A 25,381-nucleotide genomic window follows, 5' to 3' on the forward strand; every position below is an offset into this window, starting at 1 on the left:
TGGCAAAGGTTCAGAGGTTTTTATTTTAAATCATTGATTTAAAAAGTAGGAATATTTTTATTTTTGTATTTATTTTTAAATGCACAAATATGAATACTTTTCGAGACCTTTTAATCTGGCAGAAATCAATGAACTTAGTAACTGAAATTTACCAAATAACGAATTCATTTCCCAAAGAAGAAATTTATGGACTATCTTCACAAATTCGGAGAAGTTCAATATCAATACCCAGTAATATCGCAGAAGGTTATGGCAGAGATGGAAATAATGATTATCTGAGATTTTTAAATATTTCAATTTCATCATTATTTGAAATGCAGACTCAGCTTGAAATTTCATTCAATTTAAAATATATAACCGAGAATCAATTCAATAAAATAAATGGAGAAAGCAGAGAAATAGAGCGAATGTTAAGCGCTTTCATTAGAAAAATAAAAGCAAGAAACTAACCTTTGTTCCTTTGAACCTCTGCAACTCTGAACCTAAAAAAATATGATCAACCTTTTCAACACCCACATCGAGACGCTTGCGATACACCGCGTAGGAAACAAGAGCAGAAACGAAGCGATTTTTTTATCGGAACAGCCATTTAATTTAAATGATGAAATTGTGCCTTTGATAAAAGAGTACTTTTTTAAGCCTTTTAGAGAAAAAGAAGAAAACTATTTTCAGTTTGCGCACGAAGTCGATTTGGATTACAACGACATGTTTAAATATGCAACGGAAATTTTTGACAATCCGAGTAAATTGCAGGAGATTTCTAAAAAAATCACCACACATTTGTTTGAGCAGTCAAACCACCCGCATATTAAAAACGGAGAGGTTTATGTAACCTATTTAACGAATTTAAGTATCGATAATAATGTTGTTGATGCTATCGGAATTTTTAAAAGTGAATTACAAGCTGATTTTTTACAGTTTGAAGAAAAAGACAGTAACCTGGAAATGATTTTGCAACAAGGAATTAACCTGAGCAAATTAGATAAAGGTTGTTTAATTTTTAATTATAAAAAAGACGAAGGATACAAAATTCTAACTGTAGACAGCAACCGTTACGACGCGCGTTATTGGTTAGAGCACTTTTTATCTGTTGATGCTTTTGAAGATGAAAACTTCATCACCAAAAAATACTTAAAATTCTGTCAGGGCTTTGCAAAAGATGTTGTTTTGCCGGCAGAAGACAAAAAAGAAGAAGTGATGTTCATGAACAGATCTGTGAATTATTTCGCGAAAAACGATCAGTTTGAAGAACAAAATTTCCTGAATGAAGTATTAGATAACCCTGACTTGATTCCTGAATTTAAAAACTATAAAGTTGATAAAGGAGAAAAATACAGCATCGAAGATGTAACCTCATTCCCTATTGCCAATGCAGCCGTTTCTGACGCCAGAAAATCGATTAAAAACGTAATTAATCTCGATACTCATATTCAGATTAAAATGGATTTCATCAATCCTGAAAGCGCTGAAAAATTTGTTGAAAAAGGCTGGGATGAAGAAAAACAAATGTATTACTACTTAGTTTATTTCAATAAAGAAGAAAAAAGCTAATAGTTATTCATTTTCTATTACTTACTTAAAACAAAAAACGGCAACTACATTTGTAATTGCCGTTTTTTATTTGCTGTGGTTTTCAAAAATCTTAGAATAATGAAAACATTGCTTTTAGAATATCGTCGTAAACTTGTTTGTCTCTTTCTCCGGCACGGCGATCGTTCCGTTATTATTAATGTTAATGTTTAGTTAAAATAATTATTACCTCTGAAAAGCCTTATTTAATAAGGCTTGCATTTATGGCACTATAAACGAAACAAATAGTGAAATGTCGGTGATTCTTAATTTTTGCTTAATTTTGTAGCCTAAAAACAAAAATAAATGGAAAGTCTTTTACACCACGAGAGCCCTTTCGAAACAATAATCTCCTTTCATAAATTAGTTGAGTCTTTTGAACAAATTGCTTTATCAGATGTTGACTACCGTTCTAATTATGCTAAAGCTATTTTAAAAGAAGTTGATGCTTATCCGGAATTTAGAACTGGAATTCGCGATTATAATACGATTAAAAATAATGAGGCTTTAATCAAAAATTTAGTTGCTGATTTGTTCCCTACTGCTTTGACTCAGAACGAAATAAAAGCAATTACAATTCCTTTTCAGAATTTATCATTCAATTATACAGAACGTTTCAAGAGAATTTTACGCAATGCAGGTGATGAGTTTTATATGGAAATTCGTGATTTTGATGATCATCAATTTTATGTAAACAATTGCTGCCTGATTTTAAGCAGTTATTACCACCAAAATATCGATTTTAATAAACCTTTCTTTTATGATATTCCGGACGAGAATGGCGTAGAAAAGCATTATCGCATTTTATACAATGCTGATTTTATGGAAATTACTCCAACTGATCAGGCTGTACCACTTACTCAGAACGATATTGATCTTTTGATTGATAATTACAATGATCTTGATTTATGGAAATCTAAATTTCCGCCAGGAAGCTGGATATTAAAAGGTTTCGGAATTGTTTCTTTATTTGATGCGACTACAGAAAGTGCCATTTCAAACCTAAAAAGTAATTTATTAAAACCGGATACTAAAACAGTAGCTTCTACTGATGTTATCGAGAATATTTTTAGATCTATTTTTAAAATCCCTACTTTAAAAGTTGGTTTTATAATCTATAATCCTGAGGAAGAAAAATTCATCAGGCCAGTTAAATTTGATAATCAGCTGCAAAGTTTTTTACTTTCATCTGCTCAGGAAGTTGAATGTAAAAATGCTTTTTTTGGATGTTCGTTTGAAAATCTACTGGACAAAAAAGAACCTTTTGTAATTTCTAATGTTCAAAAATTTATTGAAGAATCTCCAAATCCAAAACTTGGTGAACACTTATTAAAACAAGGAATTCAAAGCTGTGTTTTTGCACCGGTTATAAAAGACGGGCATTTATTGGGTGTTGTTGAATTGGTTTCTGAAAATGCACGTGAATTAAATAGTGTAAATGCCACGAAACTAGAATTGGTTCTACCGTATTTAACAGATACTATTGATCGTTATAATACAGATATGCAGCATCAGGTTGAAGCGATTATTCAACGTGAGTATACTACAATTCACCCAAGTGTTTATTGGAAATTCAAAAAAGAATCTCAAAACTATTTTCAAAATATAAGTCATACAAAAGATTATATTTTTAAGGAAATTGTCTTTAAAAATGTTTTTCCTTTATACGGACAAATTGATATTAAAGGTTCATCGGAACATAGAAATGAAACGGTAAAAATCGATTTGAAAAATCAGCTTACGGCTCTTTTACAAATTTTCGATAATCAGAAACCAAATTCTAATCTGATTCTTCTGGAGCAAAGAAAATTTGAACTGGAATCGCTTCGAAATGAATTAGATTTACCTTTAAAAGCTGACACTGAGCAACATATTCAGCGTTATATCGAAGAAGAAATTCATCCGATACTTAAGAACACAAAAGGCAATGCTAAAAATGAAAAATTAGAAGAATTGTACTTTGAAACGCTTGATGAAAAAACAGGAATGTTTTATCAGGAAAGAAAGAAATTTGATAATGCAATGTCGATTATCAATAAAAGGCTGGCTTCTGTTCTGGACAGAAAGCAAATCGAAGCACAACAAATTTATCCTCATTATTACGAACGTTTTAAAACGGATGGTGTAGAGCATAATTTATACATTGGTGCTTCAATTTCGCCAACAATGCCATTTGATATTATGTATTTGCATAATTTACGCTTGTGGCAATTGCAGACTTTATGCGACATGGAGTTAGAACATCATCAGCTTAAGGAATCTCTTCCGTACGAATTAGATGTTACTTCGCTGATTTTGGTTTTTAGTGCACCGCTTTCGATTCGTTTTAGAATGGATGAAAAACGTTTTGATGTTGACGGAACTTACAATGCAAGATATGAGGTCGTTAAAAAACGTATCGACAAATCGAACATTAAAGGAACTAATGAACGTATTACTGAAAAAGAAAAAATTACGATTGTGTATTCGCAAAACAGCGAGGAAGCAGAATATTTAAAATACATTAAATACTTACAGCATAAGAAAATTCTTGAACCGGCAATAGAACAATTTGAAGTCGAAGATCTTCAGGGAGTTTCCGGCTTACGTGCCATTCGTGTAAAAGTTATTAATAACGTTACTAATCTGGCAGTAAAAAAAATTACTTATCAGGATTTATTAGACGAGCTCAACTAATTAGTTGAGCTTTTTTTCTAAGCTTTAAGGAACACAGATGAAACTGATTCGCTATCGCGAAAACGCGGATAAGGACGGATTTCTAATTTTCAAAATAAATAGAAAAACTTTTCAATTTGTGTTCATCCGCGTCTTCGCGATAGCGAATCAGTATAATCAGCGTCTAAAATTATGCATCTGAATTTAAATCGATTTGAAGGCAATAATAAATGCTACAACAGTTACGATTATTCCAATCATAAATAGGTTATAAGCTATTCGCAGTAAATTATATTTTCGTTGTAAAACCAATCCCAGATAATATAAGTCTTTAATCATAGTCGAGTACAAATAATCGCGATCTTTCATCATTTCGTTCATTGCCCAATCATATTCTTCTAAAGGCATTTTGTAGAAATTTCCAAAGAATAACAAATTGATCTTTTTATTTTCTATATCTTCTCGTGTAAAAGTGCCTGTTGTAACTTTTGGCCGCGTAGAAAGAATAGCAAAAATAATCGTCGTTACGCTTGACATCAACATTATAAATGTCGGAATTACTAAATGCGCATTTTTTGGACTGTCTAATTTTGGAATAATAGATGAAAGTGCAATCGAAATAATAATGGCATTTACAGACAATAAAATATTCGCTTTACTATCAGCGATTCCGCTTAAGCGCGTATGATTTCCTAAAGTTACACGAAATAAAGTATCGACACCTCGATCCGGTTTTTCAACTTTATTATTCTTTTTATCTTCAGCTTCAATTTTTTTAGCTGCTTTTTTTTCTTGATTATCAATTTTCTTTTGCACAAGAAGTAAGTTTTTTTCTTTTAAAGGCTGCCATTTTTTCAAGGCATAATTAGTGTAGAAACGATGCTTGTTTAATAAAAAATTTAGATTCTCCTTAGTCCACTCTGCATTCGAAAAATTAATATTCCAGGTGTTTTTCAGTTCAAGTCGCAGCAATTCGCAAGTTGTGAAGTATTCAGGTCCAACTAAATGCGCAAAATCTGCATCTTTAATTATTTTTTCCAAATGCGTTTTTGGTACATATTCCTTAACAGTCGCCAAAATCAGATTAGACACATTTGCTATAAATTCATCTGATTGACCATTTTCTTTTAAAAACTTTGCAGCAATTTTTACGCTTTCTTCTTCATGATTTTCATAGCCTTCAATATATCCTGTATCATGAAACCAGGCGGCTATTAAAAGTATCTCTTTTTCGTCTTTTTCAACATCTTCTTTCTTAGACAGCACTTTTACTGCATTTACTACGGTTAAAGTATGGTTAAAATTATGGTAAGAATATAAATTAGAAAGTTTATCTTTGAGTAAATTACTGACGAAATCTTCTGATTGTTCTATTAGATTCATGGAGAATATTTTTATAATACCACTAAAATATGAAATTGTTTTTGGATAACCATTTTATTACTAAGATTAAAAATTATTCTTTAGTAATTACATTGTCTTTACTAAGTTCGTGCGCAACGCACAAGGCGCAGTATGGAAAAAACGTTAGTGCTAACGAGACGGATAACGCAACAGACTCTATTAAAATTGCCCATACTATTTATTTAGTTGGTGATGCCGGAAATGCTGATCAGGAACAAGCACAACAGACTCTTGAATTATTGCATACAAAGCTAAAAAAATCGAATAAGAAAGCAACCTTATTATTTTTAGGTGATAACATATATCCAAAAGGGTTTCCGAGCAATAACGATGCTGCTGAAAAGGATTTAGCAGAAACAAAACTGACAAACCAATTAAAACTAACCAAAGGATTTAAAGGGAAAACGATATTTATTCCCGGAAATCACGATTGGTATAGCGGCATTAAAGGTCTTGAGCTTCAGTCTGATTTTGTTACTAAATATCTTAATGACAAAAAAGCGTTTATGCCAAGAAAAGGCTGTCCTATTGAAGATGTGAAGATTGACAGCACTTCGACTTTAATTACTATTGACAGCGAATGGTTTCTTGAAGAATGGGATAACCACCCAACCATAAACGATAATTGCGACATTAAAACGAGAGAAGATTTTTTTGATGAATTAGAAAATCTTCTAACTAAAAATCAGGAAAAAACGGTTGTTGTTGCCATTCACCATCCTTTGTTGAGCAACGGAACACATGGCGGACAATTTTCTTTAGAAAAACAATTATTCCCTTTAGAGAATAAAATCCCGCTTCCTGTTATTGGTTCTTTTATCAACTTAATCAGAAAAACATCCGGAATAAATTCGCAGGATATTCAGAACAAACAATATACAATTTACGTCAAGCGGATAAAGACACTTTTGCAGGGTCAGAAAAATGTTATTGTTGTTTCAGGGCACGATCACAATCTGCAATACGTTAACAAAGAAAACATCAAACAAATTATTAGCGGTGCGGGTTCTAAGTCTGAAGCGACAAGAGCTATAAACCCAACTGAATTTTCATACGGCGGAAATGGCTACGCAACGCTTACCTTATTTAAAAGTGGTGATGCAAAAGTGACCTTTTTTGGAAATGAGAATAATAAAGAGAAAATGCTTTTTGAGCAGGAAATTATAAAAGCAAAAGAAATCAACTGGGCTGCAACTGTAGACAATAAATTTCCGGCAACGGTTACAACTTCTATCTATTCTAAAAAAATGACCGATAAAAGTTTGTTTCATAAATTCTTGTTCGGTCAACATTATAGAAAATACTACAGTTTACCTATTACTGCAAAAACAGCAACTTTAGATACTTTAATGGGCGGTTTAAAGCCTATTCGTGAAGGCGGAGGACATCAATCTGTTTCATTAAGAATGTCTGACTCTAAAGGAAGAGAGTATGTATTGCGCGCCATGAAAAAAAGTGCTACCGTATTTTTACAGTCGGTTGCTTTTAAAGATCAATACATTGTAAATGAATTTGAAGATACGTATACAGAAAATTTCTTATTAGATTTTTACACGACATCTCATCCGTATGCACCTTTCGTAATTGGCGATATGGCTGATCAATTAGGTATTTCACACACCAATCCGGTTTTGTATTATATTCCGAAACAAAATGGTTTAAAAGAATTTAATTCCAATTTTGGAGATGAATTGTATATGGTGGAAGAAAGACCTGCTGAAAATCATTTAGATGCTAAAAACTTCGGAAAACCAAGTAATATTATCAGTACAGAAGATATGATGGCCAATCTTCATAAAGATGAAAAATATTCGGTTGATGAAAAAGAATATATAAAAGCCCGTTTGTTTGATATGCTGATTGGCGATTGGGACAGACACAGTGATCAATGGCGTTGGGGCGAATATAAAAAAGGAGATAAAGTAACCTATAAACCTATTCCGCGCGACCGTGATCAGGCTTTTGTCAAATACGACGGAGCTTTGCTTTCGATCTTGATGAATATTCCTGCACTACGTCATATGCGCAGTTTTAAAAATAAAATTGATAACGTAAAATGGCTGAGCAGAGAACCTTACCCTATGGATTTGGCTTTCTTAAAAACAGCTGATGAAAAAGACTGGCTTGAACAGGCTAAATTTATTCAGGAAAATTTATCAGACAGTGATCTTGATAATGCCTTTAAAAATATGCCTAAAGAAGTTCAGGACGGAACGATTGAAGACATTAAACGAAAATTAAAAAACAGAAAAAAAGATCTTCAAAAATATGCTTCTGAGTATTCTGATGTTTTAAGTCGTACGGTTATGATTGCCGGAACAGATAAAAAAGACAAATTTGTTTTGAATCATAATGCTAAAAAAAGTATTGAGATTCAGGTTTACAGAATTAAAAAAGAAGGTGACGAATTAGTTTACACCAAAACAGTAACAGATGCTAAAACGAAAAATCTTTGGATATACGGATTAGATGATGCCGATGTTTTTGAAGTTACAGGAGATCAGAAATCAAAAATAAAAATCCGTTTAATTGGAGGTCAGAACAATGACACTTACAATATTGAAAACGGAAAAAAAGTTATTGTTTACGATTTCAAATCTAAGGAAAACACGTATAATCTGGATTCTAAAACGCAAACGCAACTTACAGATGATTATGATGTTAATTTATACAATTACGAAAAACCAAAATACAATGTAGTTTCCGGTCTTCCAAATATTGGTTTCAATCCGGATGATGGTGTAAAAGTTGGTATTAATTTAAATTATACCGTTAATAATTTCAAGCAAAATCCTTATACGCAAAGACACGTTATAAATGCTTTCTATTATTTTGCAACGGGCGGTTTAGAATTTAACTATGTAGCGCATTTTCCGGGATTATTAGGCAAATGGGTTATTGATGTTGAATCGCTTTACACAACTCCAAATTTTGCTATGAATTATTTTGGTTACGGAAATGAATCACAATATGATGATGACGTAAGTATGGATTATAACCGTGTTCGTATTCGTAAATTTAACGCTTCAGCTGCCGTCAGACATGTTGGCCGTTATGGAAGTGAATTTAGCGTACAGCCGATTTTTCAGAGAATGAAAGTTGAGGAAACTGAAAACAGATTTATCGACACGCCAAATATTATAAATCCAAATGTTTTTGATACTCAAAACTATGGTGGTTTAAAAGTGAAATATCTCTTTAAAAATGCTGATTTTGCTGCAAAACCAACTTTAGGAATGGCTTTTATGATTGCGGCAACATGGACAACAAATTTGAATGACACTAAGAAAAATTTTCCAACGCTGGAAAGTGTTTTAGGATTCACACATAAACTTGATCACAACGGCAAATTAGTTTTAGCTACTTATATTAAAGGAAAAGCTATTTTGAATAATAACTATGAATTTTATCAAGGTGCCGTTTTAGGTGGCGATACTGATTTACGTGGTTATAGAAATGAGCGCTTTTTAGGAAGTTCTTACTTTTCGCAAAGCTCTGACTTAAGATTTAGTATTGGAAAAATTCGTCGCACAATTGCTCCGTTTACATACGGAATATTGGGTGGTTTCGATTACGGAAGAATTTGGCTTGATGGTGAAGATTCCAGAAAATGGCACCAGGATTATGGCGGCGGACTTTGGTTGAATGCCATCAATATTATCACAGCAAGAATCTCCTATTTTAAATCTCCCGATGAAGTGGGAAGAGTTATTTTTGGAGCGGCATATAGCTTTTAGGGAAGGTTCTGAGGTTCTTAGTTGCTAAGGTTCTAAGGTTTTTCTTAGGTTCAAAGCTGCAGAGGTTCAGAAGTGCAAAGGTTTTTAGCCACGAATTGCACAAATTTTCACGAATTATAATTTAAGAATTCGTGAAAATTTGTGCAATTCGTGGCTAACTTTTTTAAGCTTAGAACCTTAGTACCTTAGCCTCTTAGAAGCTTAAAAAATTACTTTAACTTAAACTCATACATCTTACCCCCCACTTTGTTTGTTTTTTCGTCGGCGATGAATAGAGTATTATTGTCTTTAAAAACTATGGCTTCTTTTTGAGAAAAGTTGTTTAGTTTTATTTCTGTTTGGGTTCCTTTGTGAAATAAATCTCCTTTGAAATTTTTAAACAAAACTATTTTATCGTGGCTTAACACAACTACTTTTTTTCCATCGGGACTAATTGTAGCACTTGTTAAAACACAATGATTGTAATTGTCACAAGTTTTAAACTCTCCTATTTTAACTGCTTTTTGAGTTCCCTTCGCATTTTTAATTTTGTAGATAAAAGCAGTTCCGTCAAAGTTTTTGCTTCGGTTTTTGGTGAAAAGATAAAAATAACCTCCTTGTTCAAAAAAACCTTCAACATCATAAAACATTTCTTTTTTCTTTGGAGGAAATGCCGTCTGTTCCGGGTATGAAAACGAAACTTTATATTCGGCGGAAGCAACATCTTTATTCAACTGATTTTTGGCCACTTTATAAATGCACAAATCTCTTCGTTCGTTGTCGTTATTTCCAAAATCACCAATATAAATATTCCCGTTTTTGTCTTTGGTAATATCTTCCCAATCAACATTTGCAGCATTGCTAACTGTTATGGTTTTAGCTAATTTCCCATCTGAATTAAGGGCATAAATTGCATTTTTGTTGCCGCTGTCTTCGATTGTATAAATCAAATGAGTTTCTGGAAAATAAGCTATTCCCGAGACTTCCTTCAACTTTTTTGGCAGAGAATAAAGTTCTTTTAAATCATCATTTGATTGTTGCTGGCAAGCTAATAAAGCAATAGAAGTTGCTACTAAAAAAGACTTTTTCATAAAATTATATTTTTTTTTAAAACCATATAAGTCACATAAGTTAATTTAAGAAGTTTGACTTTATGAACTTATATCACTTATATGGTTTAACTCTTTTAAATTAAATTTGTGTTTTTAAAATTACGCGTGATAAATTCAAAAGCCGCAAACATAATGTGTCCCATCGATCTGGCATTTTTAAATTTCATATCATTGGTATAACGGTACAATTCCATTTTTAGTTGATTGAGATGCTCGTCTGTCGAAATCGTATCATGACACATAATGCCCAATAACTTTTTGATTCTGTTTTCGGCAGAGTGAATCCGTTTGGCCAAAATGGCTCTTTCTTCATCTTTATATTGAATAATCGAACGTTCCTCTAATTTCTCTTTAATGAGTTTTATCATCGGATAATTTTCTTTAAAAAACTGCGGACGATAAACTTTAAAATTACCTTCATAGCATTGCTGATCAAAATCAATAGGGCGAATTTTATACACAACCTGATCAAAATCATGAATTGGTACGATTACATAATTATAAGCCCGCATATCGCCTAAAAGCCTGATCATACAACGTTCGTTAAACTTCACAAACTCTTTTGCAATTTGTGATTTTTCCATTTCGGTACAATTGTCCAATAAAGTATCCATAAAAACATCGCCCGGAATGCCAATAATATGCTCTTCTATCAAAGTATCTTTATAAACCAAAAAGTTGATTTTATCCGGCGATAGAATATCTTCTAATTCTAAACCGTAAATTCTCGAAGCATCTGCTTTTTTAATATAAAAATGAACATAATTATCATTGAGAATGTTTCGGACTTTAATTCGGAAAGGTTTTGAGTTTCCGAAAGTACAATAATCGATAGCATCAATATTTAAAAACTGAATAATCTCGCTGTTTCCATCAGAATGCAAAAGCGAATATATTTTCTTCAGATTCAAATCGATTTCATTTCTTTCGAATTCGCTGTAATAAACCCGAATCCATAAAGTATCGGTTTCATTTTTATCGTAGACATTTACAGACCCCGAAAAGCGCAATAAGTCATCGTAGAACACAGATACTTTCGAAATTCGTTCGTATCGTTCTAAATAGCTTAAAAGTGATTGCGTTAAAGGATATGATGGTTTTTTTAAAACCATTAAAGGTTCACTCATTTTTTGAATATCTTTATTACAAATTTACATTAAATAAAATTTAGCGTAACAATATAGAAGTTGAATCGTCATACTTAAAACTAAAACCGAAATAAATTTGGAAACCATACTTACCATTGAAAATCTCAGCAAAAGATACGGGCGCATTCAGGCCTTAAAAAATGTATCTTTTGAAATACTAAAAGGCCGCGTTTACGGAATTCTAGGACCAAACGGAAGCGGAAAATCGACCACTTTAGGAATTGTGCTGAATGTTGTAAACCGCACTTCTGGCGAATATCGCTGGTTTAACGGCCAAATTCAAACGCATGAAGCTTTGAAAAAAGTTGGCGCGATTATAGAAAGACCCAACTTTTACCCGTACATGACGGCAGAAGAAAACCTGAAATTAGTCTGCAAAATAAAAAGCATTAATTATTCTAAAATAAATGAAAAGCTTGATTTAGTAGGTTTAACCGAAAGAAAAAACAGCAAATTCAGTACTTTCTCGTTGGGAATGAAACAGCGTTTGGCAATTGCTTCGGCACTTTTAAACGATCCCGAAATTCTTATTCTGGATGAGCCAACAAATGGTTTAGATCCGCAGGGAATTCACCAAATTAGAGATATCATTAAAAAAATTGCTTCGCAGGGAACTACAATTTTATTGGCTTCACATTTATTAGATGAAGTCGAAAAAGTATGCTCGCATGTTATTGTTTTGCGAAGAGGCGAAATTTTATATTCAGGTTCAGTTGATGAAATGTCTGCTAACGAAGGTTTTTTTGAAGTTCAGGCCAATGATAATTTAGCTTTAAAATCAGTTTTACAAGAGCATCCAAGCGTTGATCGAATTGCTGAAGAAGAAGGCAAAATTTTGGTTTATCTGAAATCAGATTTATCAGCTTCGGAACTAAATTCATTTTTATTTACTAAAAATATTGTTTTGAGCCATTTAGTAAAACGTAAAAATAGTTTAGAAGCACAATTTTTAGAATTAACCAAAAACGCCACTACCAAAACTAACTAATCATGAACAGACTTATATCTATAGAATTACAAAAAATCTGGAAAAACAAAGCCAGTCGGGTTCTTACTTTAACTTATTTTATTTTACTTTCTTTCATTGCCTTAATTGCATCGATAAAATTTAATATTGGACCTTTTAAATTTCATGCGGCAGAAATGGGAATTTTTAATTTTCCATTTATCTGGCATTTCAATACTTATGTTGCGGCCTGGCTTAAATTTTTTCTTGCAATTGTTATCGTATCTATGATGGCCAACGAATATAGTTATGGCACTTTAAAGCAAAATTTAATTGATGGTTTAAGCAAAAAAGAATTCATTCTATCCAAATTCTTAACGGTTGTACTTTTTGCATTATGTTCTACCATTTTTGTTTTTGTAATGAGTTTACTTCTTGGATTAAGCTTTTCGTCTTACACAGAAGCTGATATCATTTTCATGGATTTAGATTATATTTTAGCCTTTTTTGTAAAGTTAACAGGCTTCTTTTCATTCTGTTTATTCTTAGGAATTTTTGTAAAACGTTCTGCTTTTGCCTTAGGTTTTCTTTTGGTTTGGAGCATTATTGAATCGATTATAAAGGGACTTTTAGTTTTTCAGATTTTTCCGGAAAGCGATAAAGGAAACTATATTACGCAATTTCTTCCATTAGAATCTATGTCGAATTTAATTATTGAACCATTTTCAAGATTATCGATAATCAAAACCATTGGAACTCAAATAGGTGTTGAAAATACAAAAGATTATGGTGTTCATTATCTTTCTATTTTTATTGTTTTGGTTTGGACGTTTTTATTTGTTTATTTTTCTTACAAATTATTAAAAAATAGAGATTTGTAGTATATTTGTTTTACTATGAATTATTTTAAAAGTTTTATTATCCTCTTATTTATTTGTTGCCTGCCTGCAAAGGTTACTGCGCAATTTATAACTATTGATGATACAAAAACACCGCAGCAGCTTATTGAAAATATATTGATAAATAGTTCTTGTGCTGCGGCATCTAATTCTACAGGAAGTGGAGATACTTTTAGGCCGGGGAAGCAAAGTTTTGCTTATTTTAATAGCAACGCAAGCAGTTTTCCTTTTAGTGAAGGAATAGTATTAGTAACATCGACAGCGCAAAGTGCGGTTGGGCCTTTTGTTAGTGACGTGAACGAAGGTGCCGCTGACAGTCCTCAATGGGGTCGTGATACCGATCTTGACGAAATACTTGGCATTAATTCTCTAAATACAACGGTATTAGAATTTGATTTTATTGCTTACACGAATGCGTTGAGTTTTAATTATATTTTTGCTTCAAATGAATATCAGTATAATTATCCGTGTCAATATTCTGATGGATTTGCTTTTTTAATCAAAGAAGCCGGAACTGTTGATCCTTATAAAAATTTAGCCGTATTACCCAACACCACTACACCGGTTTCTTCTATAAATATTCGTCCGAAAATTGAACCCGGAACAAGACCTGGCGGTATTTCTTATACAGGTTGCGAATCTTCAAACGTAAGTTATTTTAATGGTGTAAATACCAATACCAGTCCCGTAAATTATGCCGGACAAACGGTTGTTATGACTGCCCAAAGTACCGTAACTGCAGGAAAAAAATATCATGTAAAACTGGTAATCGGCGATGCAGATGTTAGATACCAAAGTTCAGCAATTTTCTTGGAAGCCGGAAGTTTTGCTTCTAAAATTGCCCTTGGAGAAGATCGTACAATTGCAACTAATAATCCTGCTTGTTTTGGAGAGAAAATTTCTTTAGACAGCAAATTAGCAGCGGCCGATTATATGTTTAAATGGTATAAAAAAGATAATCCTGCCGTCACACTAAGCACAAATTCAACTTTTGAAGTGACAGAAGCCGGAACTTACAAAGTTGAAGCAACTGTAAAAGGAACAGCATGTATATTATCAGGAGAAATTAAAGTAGAATATGCTCCGGAAATTCTATCTACAGATACTTCACTTTTACAATGCGATGATAATACAGACGGAATTTCAATTTTTGATTTGAATAAAGTAAATAACATCGTAAAAAATAATGTTGCAAACATTGCTAATGAAGGATACTATGAAACAGCAGCCAATGCCCAAAGCAAAACCAATCGAATTGCAACACCTGGAAACTACATTAATAAAAGCAATCCTCAGATTGTATATGCACGACTCGAAAATGCATTTGGATGCTTTAAAATAGCCAAAGTAACTTTACAAATTGCCAATACGCCAATTGCAGACCCAAACCCGATAAACACTTGCGATGGAGATGATATTCAGGACGGATTATATCATTTTAACTTAGATACAGAAGTGACTCCGCAAATTACCACAGGCCTTCCAAGCGGCCTGACTGCGATTTATTATTTAACAGCCAATAATGCTTTAACAGAAACAAATCCGTTACCAAATATTTTCAATAATACAACAGCCTTTAATCAAACCATTTATGCACGAGTTGTCAATGGTCCAGATTGTTATGATGTCGTACCGGTTAAACTTGTTGTAAATACTTTTGATCCGCCAAATTTTGAAGATGAATCTGTGTTTTTATGCAAAGATGATCAGGTAACATTAAGTGTAGATACGGGTTTTAGCAGTTACTCATGGAATACTTCAGCTACAGACAATTCAAATTCTTTAGTAGTTAGCACTCCTGGAAATTATTCAGTAACAGTAAAAGATATTAATGGATGCGAAAAAACAAAAACTTTTAAAGTTATTTTATCTGAACCTGCAACAATAACAAACGCTGTTATAAATGATTTTTCAGGAAACGAAAATTCTGTTTTAATAGAATATACGGGCGCAGGAAACTACGAATTTTCACTAAACAGTTCTACGTTTCAAAACGAACCATTATTTACCAGAGTAGCTCCGGGAACTTATTATGCTACTACCAGAGATAAAAACGGTTGCGGATTATCAAACTCATTTACAGTTTATGTTTTAGATTATCCAAGATTTTTTACTCCAAATGGAGACGGATATAATGATCTATGGGTTATTGAAGATTCTAACTTACTTCCAGATTATACCATTCATATTTTTGACCGCTATGGCAAATTTTTAAAAGAAATGAATCAAAACAGTTCTGGCTGGAACGGAATATTTAACGGACAAAATTTACCCTCAGATGATTATTGGTTTGATTTAATCTTTGTTGATGGTAAAAAAATTAAAGGGCATTTTAGTTTAAAGAGATAAAAGTAAAAGAAATTCCAATTTTTAAATTCCAAATTCCTCCTGAAGCCTCGGGACTGAACCTGAAAATTTCATATAAAATAAAAACCCAAACTCCGATAATTGGAATTTGGGTTTTTTATATTGAAATTTAAATTTATTAGATTTTAAATCTTTTTCTATCAGTTTCTGTCAAATAAATTTTTCTTAAACGAATAGATTTTGGAGTTACCTCTACATATTCATCTTTTTGAATGTATTCTAAAGCTTCTTCTAATGAGAAAATAATTGGAGGAATGATTCTTGCTTTTTCATCATTTCCAGATGAACGAACGTTAGATTGTTTTTTCTCTTTCGTTACGTTTACACACATATCATCACCACGAGAGTTTTCTCCAATAACCTGACCTTCGTAGATTTCGGCATTTGGTTCAACAAAAAACTTACCACGATCTTGCAATTTATCGATAGAATAAGGAATAGCTTTTCCTTTTTCCATAGAAATCAATGAACCTTTGTTACGTCCGGCAATTTCACCTTTGTAAGGCTCATATCCAATAAAACGGTGTGCCATAATAGCCTCACCTGCTGTTGCAGTAAGCAATTGGTTACGCAATCCAATAATTCCACGTGATGGAATATTAAATTTTACAATCATACGCTCCCCTTTAGTTTCCATACTTAGCATTTCACCTTTACGCATAGTAACGAACTCTACCGCTCTACCTGAAAGTGATTCTGGTAAATCGATTGTCAATTCCTCAATTGGCTCACATTTTTTACCATCAATTTCTTTGATGATAACCTGTGGCTGACCAATTTGTAATTCGTAACCTTCTCTTCTCATTGTTTCAATAAGAACAGATAAGTGAAGTACTCCACGACCAAAAACCATGAATTTATCAGCAGAATCAGTTTCACCTAACTTCATCGCTAAGTTTTTCTCTAATTCTTTTGTCAATCTTTCTCTAATATGACGAGAAGTTACAAATTTACCCTCTTTACCAAAGAAAGGAGAGTCGTTAATTGTAAACAACATACTCATTGTAGGCTCATCGATATCAATCGTTTTTAGACCTTCCGGATTTTCATGATCAGCAATAGTATCACCAATTTCAAAACCTTCAACTCCAATGATTGCACAAATATCTCCAGCAATAACTTCTTGTACTTTTTTACGACCAAGTCCTTCAAAAGTATGAAGTTCTTTGATACGAGATTTAGATATCGTACCATCTCTTTTTACTAATGAAATTGGCATACCTTCTCTAAGAACTCCTCTTTCAAGACGACCAATAGCGATACGACCTGTAAAAGCTGAGAAATCTAAAGAAGTAATCAACATTTGTGGTGTTCCTTCAGAAACTTTAGGAGCTGGTACATTTTCAACAACCATATCCAATAATGCTTCAACATTATCAGTTACGTTTTCCCAATGATCAGACATCCAGTTATTTTTAGCAGAACCATAAACTGTTGGAAAATCCAACTGCCATTCTTCAGCACCTAATTCAAACATTAAATCAAAAACTTTTTCATGAACTTCTTCAGGAGTACAGTTTTCTTTATCAACTTTATTGATAACTACACAAGGTTTCAAACCTAAGTCAATCGCTTTTTGTAATACAAAACGAGTTTGTGGCATTGGACCTTCAAAAGCATCAACTAGCAAACATACACCATCGGCCATGTTTAATACACGTTCTACTTCACCTCCAAAATCCGCGTGGCCTGGAGTATCAATAATATTGATCTTTGTTCCTTTATATTGAACTGATACGTTTTTAGAAGTAATAGTAATACCTCTCTCACGCTCTAAATCGTTATTATCAAGAATTAAATCACCTGTATTTTCGTTGTCACGAAATAATTGACAGTGATACATAATTTTATCAACCAAAGTGGTTTTACCGTGATCGACGTGGGCAATAATTGCAATATTTCTAATAGATTCCATCTGAGATTTTTAATGGGTGCAAAGGTACACTTTATTTTGATATAAAAAACGTTTCTTTGATAGTTTGCGTATCTCCAAGTAATTAGTTCGGCGTTCTATGTAAATTTTAGGGTCAAAATGGAACCGCATTTTTGTTTAATTGTGGTTAATTTAATTATATTTGAGTGATGAAAAGTAAAACTCTCCAAATTATTCTGGTTTATATTATTATTTCGTTATTTATGGCAATTATCTGTCATAAGTTGCTAACTAGTTTTATTTCTTCAAAAGAATATTTTTACTTTTTCATCCTTAAAGACATCCTTTTCATCTTAATTACCGGTCTTATTTTCAAATACATACTTTCTAAAAATGAAAGCAAAAATATTTCTGTTTTTGAAAAATTAAAAAGTACAAATGAAGAAATCAAAGAATCAAATGAAAAATATGATATTGTAGCAAAAGCAACAAGCGATACCATTTGGGACTGGAAAATTCAGGAAGACAGCATTAATTGGAATAAAGGAATTGAAATTGTTTTTGGGTATAAACAAGAAGAAGTCGGAAAAACCTCAAAATGGTGGTTTGACAAAATTCATCCCGAAGACAGCATTCGAATGTCTATTAAACTGTATTCCTTTATTGAGCAAAAAACCGAAAAATGGCAAGATCAATATCGTTTTAGATGTGCAGACGGAACTTATAAATATGTTCTTGACAGAGGTTTTTTATTAAAAGACGAAAACGGAAGAGCCATCAGAATGATTGGAGCCATTCAGGATATCACCAAACAAAAAGAAGAAGAACAGCGCTTAAAACTTTTAGAAACGGTAATTACGCAATCTAAAGATTCTATATTAATTACAGAAGCAAATTCAGCAAGTGGAAGAATTCCTAAAATAGTATACGTAAATCCTGCTTTTTCACTAATGTCCGGATATCTTCCGAAGGAAATTATAGGAAAGTCAACAAACATTTTCAATAAAGGGCCAAATTCAGATTCTGATGAACTAAAAAAGCTTTTAAGCGCCATTAAAAACGAAGAAGAATGTTTGATCGAAACTATAAGTTACACCAAGCAAAAAGAAGAATATTGGGTTCGGTTTTCTATGATTCCAATTTTTAATAATGAAGGTTTAATTTCGCATTGGATTTCTATTCAAAGAGATATTACTGATGAGAAAAAACTCGAAACAGAAAAAGAACATCTTATTCGTGAACTGACCCAAAACAATAAAGATTTAAAACAATTTTCATACATTACTTCCCACAATCTGAGAGCGCCATTATCGAACTTAATTGGCCTTTTGAACCTTATCGAAGATATTCCGATTGAAAATCCTGAACTCGAGGAAATCCTGACCGGCTTCAGCAAATCAACCCATTTATTAAACGAAACCATCAACGATTTAGTAAAGGTCATTATCATTAAAGATAATCCTTCGATGCAAAAAGAGGAAGTTTCTTTAAAAGAAGTATTCGAAAATGTATTTAGTCAATTATCTTTTCAAATAGAACTACACAAACCAATCATTAAGTTAAAGTTTGACAGAGTACCAATATTAATTACAAATAAAGCTTATATAGAAAGTATTTTACTTAATTTGCTCACCAATTCTATAAAATACAAATCAGAGAATAGAAAATTAAAAATAGCTATTACTGCGGAACAAATTGACCACAAAGCTATTTTGACTTTTAAAGACAACGGAATTGGAATTGATTTAGAAAGAAATGGTGACAAGGTCTTTGGACTATATCAAAGATTTCACAATTATCCAGACAGCAAAGGACTAGGATTATATCTTGTAAAATCGCAGGTAGAAACCATGGGCGGAACCATAAGTATAGAAAGTGAAGTTAACAAGGGAACCACTTTCACAATAACATTTAAAAATTAAACTTATATGCTCGAGCAAATTTTATGCATTGATGATGATCCGATCTCATTAATGTTATGCAAGAAAGTAATTTCAAAATCATCATTTTCCAAAGAAATTATCACAGCACAAAACGGCGAAGAGGCATTACACCATTTCAACACTTTAAAATACAACAAAAATAAAGTAAGCAAACCAGAACTGATTTTTTTAGATTTAAACATGCCTATTATGGGTGGCTGGGAATTTCTGGACCACTTTACTTCTAAAGATTACACTGAATTTAATACTGCAAAAGTTATCGTATTATCATCTACAATTGATCCGGATGATCTTGCGAAGGCCAAAAAGTACCCAATTATCATTGACTTTCTTTCAAAGCCAATAACGAAACCTATGTTAGAATATTTAAAAAAGAAAATAGAGATTTAAACGAGAAATAAATTCCAATCTTTTAAACTCCAAATTCCAACCTTTAGATATTATTTAAAGAAACAACATTCATTTACCCAACAAGAGAATAACATCAGAATTTCAAATCCTATACAATATTAAGAGGTATAATTTGTTTTTTTTTAAGCACAAGTCTATATCTCAATTGGAATTTTAAAATTGATTTTTGTTTATTTTTTCAATTATATCAAAACAAAAAAAAGTCCTCTAAAAGAGGACTTTTTATATTTTAGGAAATTGTAAATTAATTACAATTTAGCAACATGCTTAGTTAATTTAGACTTCAAGTTAGAAGCTTTATTATCATGAATGATGTTCTTTTTTGCTAATTTATCAATCATAGAGATTACAGTTGATAATTTTGAAGTAGCATCAGATTTATCAGTAGCTATTCTTAATGCTTTGATAGCATTACGAGTAGTTTTATGTTGATATCTGTTAAGAACTCTTCTTTTTTCGTTACTTCTGATTCTTTTTAATGCTGACTTATGATTTGCCATTTTTTTTAATTTTAGATGTAATAATTATTATAGAATACTAGTTAAAAAAGAAAAACCTCCCACAATTGCAAAACAATCACTTTGGTTTTAACTAATAAAACAAAAACCGAGACACCAGTTTTTATTTTATAAAACTTATTCACAACTAATTTTAGTAGTCCGTAAGGGAATCGAACCCCTGTTACCAGGACGAAAGCCTGGAGTCCTAACCCCTAGACGAACGGACCATTCTCGTTCTAAGTTTTCTTCAATTATATGAATTGAAATTGTAGCCCGTAGCGGAATCGAACCGCTCTTACATGGATGAAAACCATGCGTCCTAACCGATAGACGAACGGGCCATTTAATTCTCAGTATTTCAAGAACAATTCGCAGTAAAAGTAGTAGCCCGTAGCGGAATCGAACCGCTCTTACATGGATGAAAACCATGCGTCCTAACCGATAGACGAACGGGCCTGCTTCTCTAATGCGGATGCAAAAATACAACTATTTTTAAGATGTACAATACCTGATGCAAAAAAAATTATTTTTTTTTAATACGCCTTAGCAAACAACACTCTTTTTGTAGAAGGATTCCCAGTAAACACACAGGTTCCCGCCTCTTCTACAGCATCTAAAGGAATACAACGAATTGTTGCTTTTGTCAAGTCTTTTATTTTCTCTTCAGTAGCTGCAGTACCATCCCAATGTGCGGATACGAAACCAGCTTTTCCATCTAAAACTTCCTTAAACTCCTCAAAACTATTCACTTCAGTAATATGAGTATTACGATACTCTAATGCTTTATTAAATAAATCGATTTGAATCTGTTCTAACAGGTCATTTATATAATTTACGATTCCGTCACCAGAAACTACTTCTTTTGTCAAAGTATCTCTTCTTGCAACTTCAAAAGTTCCGTTTTCTAAATCTTTTGGTCCAACAGCAATTCTAACAGGCACACCTTTCAATTCCCATTCAGCAAACTTGAATCCTGGTTTTTGAGTCGTTCTGTCATCATATTTAACCGAAATTTTCAATTTCTTTAGTTTAGCCGTTAACTCGTTAACTGCAGTTGTAATTTCAGCCAATTGCTCGTCTGTTTTATAAATAGGAACAATAACAACTTGTATTGGTGCCAAATTTGGAGGCAATACCAATCCCTGATCATCAGAATGCGTCATTACCAAAGCTCCCATCAAACGGGTAGAAACTCCCCAGGAAGTTCCCCACACGTGTTCTTGTTTTCCTTCTGCGTTAGCAAATTTCACATCAAAAGCTTTTGCAAAATTTTGTCCTAAAAAGTGAGACGTTCCTGCTTGCAATGCTTTTCCGTCCTGCATTAAAGCTTCAATACAATATGTTTCATCAGCACCTGCGAAACGTTCTGTTTCGGTTTTTATTCCTTTAACAACCGGAATTGCCATGAAGTTCTCTGCAAAATCAGCATAAACATTCATCATTCTTTCAGATTCCTCTACAGCTTCTGCTTTTGTGGCATGCGCAGTATGACCTTCCTGCCATAAAAACTCTGCCGTTCTTAAAAACAAACGCGTACGCATTTCCCAACGAACGACATTCGCCCATTGATTGATTAATAAAGGTAAATCTCTATAGGATTGTACCCATCCTTTATATGTAGACCAGATAATAGCCTCACTAGTAGGTCGAACAATTAGCTCTTCTTCTAGTTTAGCGTTTGGATCAACCATTAATTTTCCGGGTCTGTCCGGATCATTTTTTAATCTGTAATGTGTTACAACAGCACATTCTTTTGCAAATCCTTCTGCATTTTTTTCCTCAGCTTCAAACATGCTTTTAGGAACAAATAAAGGAAAATAAGCATTTTGATGTCCTGTCTCTTTAAACATTCTGTCAAGCTCTGCCTGCATTTTTTCCCAGATAGCATATCCGTATGGTTTAATAACCATACACCCTCTAACCCCTGAATTTTCGGCTAGATCTGCTTTAACAACCAGTTCGTTATACCATTTAGAATAATCTTCTGATCTCGTAGTAAGGTTCTTACTCATATTGAATAGTTTGGCACAAATTTTGTTTTAATAATTTTAACTTAAAAGTTTCACAAAACTAACTATTTTTGTAATGTGCAACAATAAAAAACACCACAGATATGAAAACTTATATTTCTCTTCGCCAAAATTCAGCTCATTTCTACTTAATTGGATTACTGAGTTTTCTAGCGGCATCGTGTGGTTCTTACCAAAATGCTTCGTATAACGACAATGACGGAGTTTATGGCAACAGACCAAACACTTATGCGCAAACAAATACCACAAACACAAACAACCAATATAAGGATTACTTTAAATCATTACAGGATGACAATCAGCCAACTGAAATTTTTACAGATGTAGATTCTTATGGTAATTATGCCGAAAATGACAGCACACAAGTGGCTACTACTACCGCTTATCCTGCATGGGGAAGCGCTAACTCAGATGTAGCTGTTAACGTTTATTCTAGTCCAAGCTGGTCAATCGGATTTGGATTCGGATATCCTTATTATGGATACGGATATGGTTACGGTGGATATTGGGGTTACCCTGGTTATGAATGGGGTTATCCTGGATATTGGGGACCTGGTTACGGATGGGGTTATCCCGGATACTATCCTGGTTATGGATATGGTTATAATAACTACTCTTACAGCTACGGAAGAAGAGGTTCTGCCGCTTATTATGGTGGAAGAAATTATGCCTCAAACAGAAATTACTACAGCAACAGAGGATATGCAAGTAGAAACTACACTAGCAGAGGTAATTATACCACAAATAGAAATAGCTACACAAACAGACAAAATGGCTATTCTGACTACAGAAGAAGTTCTTCTGTAAACGGAAGAAGTTACAATAGCTCAAGCCCTACTTTTACAAACAGAAGAAGTTCTGCTCAAAATTATAATAATGGTAGTTATGATTATTCTAACAGAAGATCATCAGGAAATACAAATACAACCAGAAGTTATAACAATGGCGGAAACAACAACTCGTCAAGAAGTTATTCATCACCAAGCTCATCTCGTTCTTATAACGGCGGCGGTGGCGGAAGCATGAGATCGTCTGGCGGCGGCGGTGGCGGAGGTATGAGATCTGGCGGCGGTGGCGGTGGAGGAAGAAGATAATTCTTCTCCTTTTCACATCAAAACAATCATCTAAAATGTAAACCTAATGAAAAAAATATTCTTCCTAATTATATCAGGACTAAGTTTTAGCGTCTCACATTCTCAAGAAGTTTCAGATGCAGTACGATATGCACAAGACAATTTAACAGGAACTGCAAGATTTAGAGCCATGAGTGGCGCCTTTGGTGCTGTTGGTGGAGATTTATCTTCAATGTCTGTAAACCCGGCAGGGTCTGCTATCTTTTCTAACAATCAAGTTGGAATCACCCTTAGCAATCAAGACATTAAAAACAATTCTAGTTATTTTGATGGTCGATCTAGCGATAAGGACAACTCATTTATCTTAAATCAGGCTGGTGGTGTTTTTGTTTTTCATGACAGAAATCCAAATAACAATTGGAAAAAAATAGCAATTGGAGCAACTTATGAAAACACTAATAATTTCAATAGTAATACTTTTTCATATGGAACAAATCCAACAAACTCTATTGACGGTTATTTTTTAGATTATGCCAATGGAATACCCTTGGGAGATATAACACAAATTCCATATAGAGATCAATTTTACTATGAGCAACAAGCTGCTTTTGGAGTTAAAGGAAAAGTAATATTACCGGCTAATCCAGATGACGAAAACACAGTGTATAATTCTAATGTTCCTGCTGGTGGAAACTATTATCAGGAAAATGAAATATACGCCAGAGGATATAATAGTAAATTGAGTTTTAATATTGCAACTTCTTATAAAGACAGAATATATTTTGGAGCAAATTTAAATGTTCACGTTACCGATTATAGAAGATCTAGCAGCTTTTATGAAGATAATAACAATGATTTATTACCTCAAGAGACTATTTCGACTTTACGTTTTAATAATGACTTATATACTTACGGAAATGGTTTCTCTTTTCAACTAGGAGCTATTGCCAAAGTTACAGAAGCATTCAGACTTGGTTTAGCCTACGAATCAAACACATGGTATGAATTATATGATGAAGTTTCTCAAAGTTTATATACATCAACAGATACCAGCGGAGGGCAAGGATTTAATTATTCTGTTAATCCAAATGTCGTAAATGTTTATGATTCCTATACATTACAAACTCCAGGGAAAGTTACTTTTAGTGCTGCGTATGTATTTGGAAAATCAGGTTTGATTAGTGTTGATTATGCTATTAAAGATTATTCAAATACAAAATACAAACCAACAAGCGACAATGGTTTTAAAGGATTAAATAATGATATGAGCAATCAATTAACCAACAATGGAGAGTTAAGAGTTGGTGCCGAATATAAAATAAACCGATTAAGTCTGCGAGGCGGATATCGCTTTGAAGGAAGTCCTTATAAAGACAAAACTACAATTGGAGATTTAAACAGTTATTCCGGAGGATTAGGATATAGTTTTGGAGCTACAAAAATAGATTTAGCGTATTCTTACTTAGAAAGAAAATCTAATCAGAAATTTTTTGCTACAGAATCATTTAATGCTGCTGCTAACATTACATCGAAACTTAATAATGTTTCTTTGACCTTATTATTTGAATTGTAATTAAAACTAAATAGATGAATGAAAATTTCCGTCAGGTTTTTTACTTGACGGATTTTTTTTTTGACAAAATTAAATTTTCAGGCATTCATATAAGAAAATTAAAATTATCCTTAGAAGTTTAGGGGAATTGGCTTCATAAAAAACATCTAAAAGAAACTGAAA

The 25,381-nt window shown here is 32.9% G+C and carries 17 protein-coding genes and 3 tRNA genes; 11 read left to right on the forward strand and 9 right to left on the reverse strand.

Annotated features, from left to right (window positions below):
* The first annotated feature begins 89 nt into the window (after positions 1-89).
* From EV143_RS15800 to EV143_RS15810, 3 genes are all read left to right on the forward strand, one after another.
* The gene (locus EV143_RS15800) at positions 90-449 is read left to right on the forward strand and encodes a four helix bundle protein (RefSeq protein WP_133508911.1); all 360 of its coding nucleotides are present in this window, start codon (positions 90-92) and stop codon (positions 447-449) included.
* Between the two features lie 43 nt (positions 450-492).
* Entirely contained in the window at positions 493-1,551 is a 1,059-nt protein-coding gene (locus EV143_RS15805) for a nucleoid-associated protein (RefSeq protein ID WP_133508912.1), read from the forward strand.
* Positions 1,552-1,875: 324 nt separating this feature from the next.
* Complete coding sequence (locus EV143_RS15810; protein WP_133508913.1) at positions 1,876-4,245, forward strand: GAF domain-containing protein; 2,370 nt, start codon at positions 1,876-1,878, stop codon at positions 4,243-4,245.
* Positions 4,246-4,428: 183 nt separating this feature from the next.
* On the opposite strand, the gene EV143_RS15815 is transcribed toward EV143_RS15810, so the two are convergent.
* Entirely contained in the window at positions 4,429-5,607 is a 1,179-nt protein-coding gene (locus tag EV143_RS15815) for a Pycsar system effector family protein (protein WP_133508914.1), read from the reverse strand.
* Positions 5,608-5,636: 29 nt separating this feature from the next.
* On the opposite strand from EV143_RS15815, the gene EV143_RS15820 reads away from it, so the two are divergent.
* A complete protein-coding gene (locus tag EV143_RS15820; protein ID WP_133508915.1) occupies positions 5,637-9,365 on the forward strand; it encodes a metallophosphoesterase in 3,729 nt (1,242 codons plus the stop codon).
* A 209-nt stretch (positions 9,366-9,574) separates the two neighbouring features.
* On the opposite strand, the gene EV143_RS15825 is transcribed toward EV143_RS15820, so the two are convergent.
* Positions 9,575-10,435: an SdiA-regulated/phytase-like domain-containing protein gene (locus EV143_RS15825; protein ID WP_133508916.1), complete on the reverse strand. Its 861-nt coding sequence runs from the start codon at positions 10,433-10,435 to the stop codon at positions 9,575-9,577.
* Between the two features lie 95 nt (positions 10,436-10,530).
* A complete protein-coding gene (locus EV143_RS15830; protein WP_133508917.1) occupies positions 10,531-11,583 on the reverse strand; it encodes a hypothetical protein in 1,053 nt (350 codons plus the stop codon).
* A 97-nt stretch (positions 11,584-11,680) separates the two neighbouring features.
* On the opposite strand from EV143_RS15830, the gene EV143_RS15835 reads away from it, so the two are divergent.
* Genes EV143_RS15835 through EV143_RS15845 form a run of 3 tightly spaced genes read left to right on the forward strand, consistent with a single transcriptional unit; the run spans position 11,681 to position 15,798 of the window.
* Positions 11,681-12,592 carry an ABC transporter ATP-binding protein gene (locus EV143_RS15835; RefSeq protein ID WP_133508918.1) on the forward strand — a complete coding sequence of 304 codons (912 nt, stop codon included), beginning with the start codon at positions 11,681-11,683 and terminating at the stop codon, positions 12,590-12,592.
* Positions 12,593-12,594: 2 nt separating this feature from the next.
* Positions 12,595-13,431, forward strand: a complete 837-nt coding sequence (locus EV143_RS15840; RefSeq protein ID WP_133508919.1) for an ABC transporter permease — start codon at positions 12,595-12,597, stop codon at positions 13,429-13,431.
* Between the two features lie 15 nt (positions 13,432-13,446).
* On the forward strand, positions 13,447-15,798 hold the full coding sequence (locus EV143_RS15845; protein WP_133508920.1) for a T9SS type B sorting domain-containing protein: 2,352 nt from the start codon (positions 13,447-13,449) through the stop codon (positions 15,796-15,798).
* Between the two features lie 136 nt (positions 15,799-15,934).
* Here EV143_RS15845 and typA read toward each other — a convergent pair whose 3' ends face one another.
* A complete protein-coding gene (gene typA, locus EV143_RS15850; RefSeq protein ID WP_133508921.1) occupies positions 15,935-17,731 on the reverse strand; it encodes a translational GTPase TypA in 1,797 nt (598 codons plus the stop codon).
* A 167-nt stretch (positions 17,732-17,898) separates the two neighbouring features.
* Between typA and EV143_RS15855 the strand changes: the two genes are divergently transcribed.
* Together EV143_RS15855 and EV143_RS15860 are read left to right on the forward strand one after the other, a co-directional pair.
* Positions 17,899-19,611: a PAS domain-containing sensor histidine kinase gene (locus tag EV143_RS15855; protein WP_133508922.1), complete on the forward strand. Its 1,713-nt coding sequence runs from the start codon at positions 17,899-17,901 to the stop codon at positions 19,609-19,611.
* A gap of 6 nt (positions 19,612-19,617) precedes the next feature.
* A complete protein-coding gene (locus tag EV143_RS15860; protein WP_133508923.1) occupies positions 19,618-20,022 on the forward strand; it encodes a response regulator in 405 nt (134 codons plus the stop codon).
* Between the two features lie 269 nt (positions 20,023-20,291).
* Here EV143_RS15860 and rpsT read toward each other — a convergent pair whose 3' ends face one another.
* From rpsT to proS, 5 genes are all read right to left on the reverse strand, one after another.
* Entirely contained in the window at positions 20,292-20,543 is a 252-nt protein-coding gene (gene rpsT / locus EV143_RS15865) for a 30S ribosomal protein S20 (protein ID WP_056252442.1), read from the reverse strand.
* 155 nt (positions 20,544-20,698) lie between these two features.
* Positions 20,699-20,770, reverse strand: a tRNA-Glu gene (locus tag EV143_RS15870).
* A 42-nt stretch (positions 20,771-20,812) separates the two neighbouring features.
* Positions 20,813-20,884, reverse strand: a tRNA-Glu gene (locus EV143_RS15875).
* Positions 20,885-20,927: 43 nt separating this feature from the next.
* Positions 20,928-20,999: transfer RNA gene (locus tag EV143_RS15880), tRNA-Glu, on the reverse strand.
* A gap of 77 nt (positions 21,000-21,076) precedes the next feature.
* A complete protein-coding gene (gene proS / locus EV143_RS15885; RefSeq protein ID WP_133508924.1) occupies positions 21,077-22,555 on the reverse strand; it encodes a proline--tRNA ligase in 1,479 nt (492 codons plus the stop codon).
* A gap of 101 nt (positions 22,556-22,656) precedes the next feature.
* Between proS and EV143_RS21685 the strand changes: the two genes are divergently transcribed.
* Positions 22,657-23,667, forward strand: coding sequence for a hypothetical protein (locus EV143_RS21685; RefSeq protein WP_208111286.1), 1,011 nt, complete (start codon positions 22,657-22,659; stop codon positions 23,665-23,667).
* Between the two features lie 46 nt (positions 23,668-23,713).
* Positions 23,714-25,219: an OmpP1/FadL family transporter gene (locus tag EV143_RS15895; protein WP_133508925.1), complete on the forward strand. Its 1,506-nt coding sequence runs from the start codon at positions 23,714-23,716 to the stop codon at positions 25,217-25,219.
* The last annotated feature ends 162 nt before the right edge of the window (positions 25,220-25,381 follow it).

The organism is Flavobacterium chryseum (genome assembly GCF_004362015.1).
Taxonomy (GTDB): domain Bacteria; phylum Bacteroidota; class Bacteroidia; order Flavobacteriales; family Flavobacteriaceae; genus Flavobacterium.

Bases quoted from the DNA above. Each gene is read 5' to 3' on its own strand.
- EV143_RS15800 (WP_133508911.1), top strand. From the start codon at position 90: ATGAATACTTTTCGAGACCTTTTAATCTGGCAGAAATCAATGAACTTA.
- EV143_RS15805 (WP_133508912.1), top strand. From the start codon at position 493: ATGATCAACCTTTTCAACACCCACATCGAGACGCTTGCGATACACCGC.
- EV143_RS15810 (WP_133508913.1), top strand. From the start codon at position 1,876: ATGGAAAGTCTTTTACACCACGAGAGCCCTTTCGAAACAATAATCTCC.
- EV143_RS15815 (WP_133508914.1), bottom strand. From the start codon at position 5,607: ATGAATCTAATAGAACAATCAGAAGATTTCGTCAGTAATTTACTCAAA.
- EV143_RS15820 (WP_133508915.1), top strand. From the start codon at position 5,637: ATGAAATTGTTTTTGGATAACCATTTTATTACTAAGATTAAAAATTAT.
- EV143_RS15825 (WP_133508916.1), bottom strand. From the start codon at position 10,435: ATGAAAAAGTCTTTTTTAGTAGCAACTTCTATTGCTTTATTAGCTTGC.
- EV143_RS15830 (WP_133508917.1), bottom strand. From the start codon at position 11,583: ATGAGTGAACCTTTAATGGTTTTAAAAAAACCATCATATCCTTTAACG.
- EV143_RS15840 (WP_133508919.1), top strand. From the start codon at position 12,595: ATGAACAGACTTATATCTATAGAATTACAAAAAATCTGGAAAAACAAA.
- EV143_RS15845 (WP_133508920.1), top strand. From the start codon at position 13,447: ATGAATTATTTTAAAAGTTTTATTATCCTCTTATTTATTTGTTGCCTG.
- typA (WP_133508921.1), bottom strand. From the start codon at position 17,731: ATGGAATCTATTAGAAATATTGCAATTATTGCCCACGTCGATCACGGT.
- EV143_RS15855 (WP_133508922.1), top strand. From the start codon at position 17,899: ATGAAAAGTAAAACTCTCCAAATTATTCTGGTTTATATTATTATTTCG.
- EV143_RS15860 (WP_133508923.1), top strand. From the start codon at position 19,618: ATGCTCGAGCAAATTTTATGCATTGATGATGATCCGATCTCATTAATG.
- rpsT (WP_056252442.1), bottom strand. From the start codon at position 20,543: ATGGCAAATCATAAGTCAGCATTAAAAAGAATCAGAAGTAACGAAAAA.
- proS (WP_133508924.1), bottom strand. From the start codon at position 22,555: ATGAGTAAGAACCTTACTACGAGATCAGAAGATTATTCTAAATGGTAT.
- EV143_RS21685 (WP_208111286.1), top strand. From the start codon at position 22,657: ATGAAAACTTATATTTCTCTTCGCCAAAATTCAGCTCATTTCTACTTA.
- EV143_RS15895 (WP_133508925.1), top strand. From the start codon at position 23,714: ATGAAAAAAATATTCTTCCTAATTATATCAGGACTAAGTTTTAGCGTC.